This window comes from Methylobacterium sp. Leaf361, from assembly GCF_001424445.1.
In the GTDB taxonomy this organism is placed as follows: Bacteria; Pseudomonadota; Alphaproteobacteria; order Rhizobiales; family Beijerinckiaceae; genus Methylobacterium.
In genome coordinates this window covers 1-2969 of the sequence record NZ_LMPY01000081.1, presented here as the reverse complement: position 1 = coordinate 2969, position 2969 = coordinate 1, and the positions used below count along the sequence as shown (strand labels likewise).

General features: G+C 66.4%; 6 protein-coding genes. 1 reads left to right on the top strand and 5 read right to left on the bottom strand.

The annotated features are described in order from the left end of the window. Positions 1-60 precede the first annotated feature (60 nt). The 3 genes from ASG32_RS30985 to ASG32_RS30980 are packed head-to-tail and all read right to left on the bottom strand — an operon-like array spanning position 61 to position 2052. Complete coding sequence (locus ASG32_RS30985; protein WP_157862113.1) at positions 61-1386, bottom strand: hypothetical protein; 1326 nt, start codon at positions 1384-1386, stop codon at positions 61-63. Beyond that, positions 1376-1510 carry a hypothetical protein gene (locus ASG32_RS35740; protein ID WP_280141628.1) on the bottom strand — a complete coding sequence of 45 codons (135 nt, stop codon included), beginning with the start codon at positions 1508-1510 and terminating at the stop codon, positions 1376-1378. The genes ASG32_RS30985 and ASG32_RS35740 overlap by 11 nt, the downstream gene beginning before the upstream one ends. Beyond that, positions 1507-2052: a hypothetical protein gene (locus ASG32_RS30980; protein WP_056533859.1), complete on the bottom strand. Its 546-nt coding sequence runs from the start codon at positions 2050-2052 to the stop codon at positions 1507-1509. Before ASG32_RS30980 ends, ASG32_RS35740 begins: the two co-directional genes overlap by 4 nt. Before the next feature lie 246 nt (positions 2053-2298). Between ASG32_RS30980 and ASG32_RS35735 the strand changes: the two genes are divergently transcribed. Further along, positions 2299-2421: a hypothetical protein gene (locus ASG32_RS35735; RefSeq protein ID WP_280141627.1), complete on the top strand. Its 123-nt coding sequence runs from the start codon at positions 2299-2301 to the stop codon at positions 2419-2421. A 10-nt stretch (positions 2422-2431) separates the two neighbouring features. Here the strand turns inward: ASG32_RS35735 and ASG32_RS30975 are convergent, their stop codons facing one another. Beyond that, positions 2432-2623, bottom strand: a complete 192-nt coding sequence (locus ASG32_RS30975) for a hypothetical protein (RefSeq protein WP_056533857.1) — start codon at positions 2621-2623, stop codon at positions 2432-2434. 124 nt (positions 2624-2747) lie between these two features. Then, positions 2748-2969 (bottom strand): hypothetical protein (locus ASG32_RS34800; RefSeq protein ID WP_206780047.1); only part of this gene is annotated, 222 nt, incomplete at its 5' end.

Here is a 2969-nt window from a genome sequence, read left to right as displayed (position 1 = left end):
GGAACCGAGCACTTCAGCGCCGCTCGCTCGCCCAGCCATCGTCACGCGACCGACGATGCACTAACTTCGAACCTGGGCCACCGCATGGGGGCAGGCCACTTTGAGACGGCTCAACTCCGCCTCGGCGTCAGCAAGCTTCTTCTCCGCTACCTCCGGCGTGTCGAGCAGGCCCATGCGCTGCTGCGTGCGGCCGATGAGATGCTGCGAGGCATCCTTCGACACATCCCGCAGCTTCCGGAGTCGATCGACGTTCTCCTGTGCGTTGATCTCGTCATCACCCATCATGGGGGCCAGCCGGCGGGCGAGCGGACCGCTGCCGCCATCAAGATGGCGCAGGGCCTCGGCCGGCCGACCCTCGTTGAAGCTTCTGACCGCTGCCGCGATCTCCTTCACGCTCTCGGCCAGCGGCTTCACCAGCATCGTCGTGCTCGTGAGCATCTGCTCGGCGCTCTGGCCGGCGGCCTTCCAGTCGATCTTGCCCAGCTCGTCGCCGATGTCGTGCATGCCCTTCCGCACGCCGTCGATCAGATCCTTCCGCTTGCCGGAAGCGATGTCGTCGATCCACGACGTGAACCGCTCGGCAGGCACCATAAGCTCGGACGCGATCGAGAGGCCGATCTTCGACATCGAGGAGCGCAGATTGCCCAAAGCGCGCTCGTACTTCTCGGCGCTCTCTACGGTCTTCGGATCGAGCGGCCCAAGCTTCTCCGCAGTTTTGGCATTCAGGTCTCGGATCGCGCCCAGGTGCTTATCGCCCAGCCGGCCCAGGTCCATGTTGCCGAACAGCTTCTCGGCGAAGCGCCCCCGATCCACCGCGTTGGGGATCTGCTCCATGAATTCCTCAGCCATCTTCAAGGCTTCGTCGTTGTTCTTCGAGCCCTTGAGCTTGATGGCGAACTGAGCAACCACTTGGTTCTGCGACTGCAGGAAGCCCATCGTCTCGCCGACGCCGCGGCGAATGTCGCGCATGTTCTGAGAAAAGGTCTTCGCCGCAGCAGATGAGGCGTCGCCCGACACCCCGAACTTGCCAGCCACGGATTGGAACACCCGCAGCTGGTCCGCAGCCATGCCGGTCTCGCGGCCGAGCTGCCCGAGGCTCGACAAGCTGCCACCCAAGTTGTTCAGCGCGTTCACGACGCCGGCCACCGCCACGCCCGTGCCGAGGCTGGTGACGCCAACCATAGCCAATGCAGGGTTAAGAACGGTCTGCGCGGCCTGGCCGGCTGATCTGGCCGCGCCCTCGACCTTGCCGAGGCCTTTCGCCAGCGTCTCGCCATGAGAAGCGCCCTGACGGCTGGTATCGAGCAGCTGCGCCCTCAGCGCCTTCAGCGGACCGGAGAACCGATCGACCACCTCGGCCTGCATCCGTAGGGTTTCATCGGCCATAGGGGATCACCTTCTGCCACTTGCTGCCGTCCCAGCGCAGCTGCACGCCGAGCAGGGTTCGGATCTCGCCGATGCGCGGCGGGTCGTTGGAGGGGATGAGCTGAGAAGGCAGCTGATCGGTCATGCGGCTGCTTTCGCGGGCTCGCGCCAATAGTCCGTGCCGGTGAACCACGCATCGAGCGCGTCGAGGTCGAGCGGCACGCCGCGCGCGGCAGCGAGAGCAACCCAGTCTGCCTCCGCGAAGTCGAGGCCTAAGCTATCCAGCGCGCCGTAGCCGCTGGCGGTGTCGGGGTGACCGTGCTGGGCGAGGAACCGGGCAGCGATGCCATCCGCCTCGACGGCAACGGCCTGGTCGAGCCCATAGGCCACCTCCAGCGGCGCGCCGAACTCCAGCGCCATCCGGGCGGCGTAGGGGCCGATCGCGCGGATCACCTCGGCGAGGCCGGCGTGCGCGAGCGCCAGCGGATCTTGAGCCGGGCTATTCCCCAGATCCGGGGAGAAAGTCTGGCGAGCCTTTTGAGCGCTTGGCCCCTTGGCCTTGCCGCCGCGGTAGGTTTCCGCCCGGCCGCCAAGCAACTGCTCCGACGCCTCGACGTTCACGAGACCATCGACCGTCAGCACGATGCTGCCCTTGGCTTCCCAACGGCCGACCGTCGAACGGTTCACACCGTGACGGCGGGCGAAGGCGGCTCTGGTCTCAGTTGTTGCCATGTTGCGTGAGTTGCATGTTGCGCGTTGCATGGTTTTGGGACTTTGCACCTAGACAGAAGCTTTGCTCGGGCGGACCCTCGGGCCTAGGCGCCGAAAGGAAGGACCCAGGGACTCGCATCAGGGCACCCTCCTGGGACGATGGTCGCAGTGGCACTCCCTGCGTTGTGGTGTGATGATCCGGCGGCAGCCAGGGAGTGGGCCATGGGTAAGGTGCTTCGATTTGTGAGAGGCTGGCTCCTGGTCTCGATCCCGGTGGGGATCGCCGTCGGCAAGTTCATCAAGGCGGGCAAAGGGCCGCCGATGCGGGATGACGAACGCCGGTAGCAGTGGGCTCTCACCGCACCCCTGCCGACCGCCACGCCGCGTCACGGGCTGCGACCTCCTCGGCCGTCTCGTGCAGCAGGTCGGGCCGGATCGGCGCCTGCTCTACATTGCCGACGCCGTGAGCGTCACCATGGTCGACGGGCGTGGTCTCAATGACCGGCACGTCGGTCTTCACGGTGGTGTCGGGCTTGGTGCTGGCCATTGTCTGTGTCCGTGTGCTGCTCTTCGGCTTGAGAGGGGTTGGCCGCGCCAGCGGACAGCACACGCTGGCGCGACCGTCCCTCGACCCAGGAAACCGCATGCAACCTGGGGAGCTGGTGAAGGGGTTAGGCCACGCGCTTCCAGCGGGAGCCGTCGGCGGCATAGCGCTCGGCGCCGACCGTGAAGGACGAGCCCGAGATGTGCAGGTCGCGCCGGGTCGCCTCAACCGCCGAGCGGGTCTGCGCCGTGCTAGGGCGTCTCTGCAAAGGGTTCACAGGCCGCGGGATCGGCCCCATGTGGGCCTGATGCGACGCTTTGAACTGACTGACGCGCAGTGGGAGCAGATC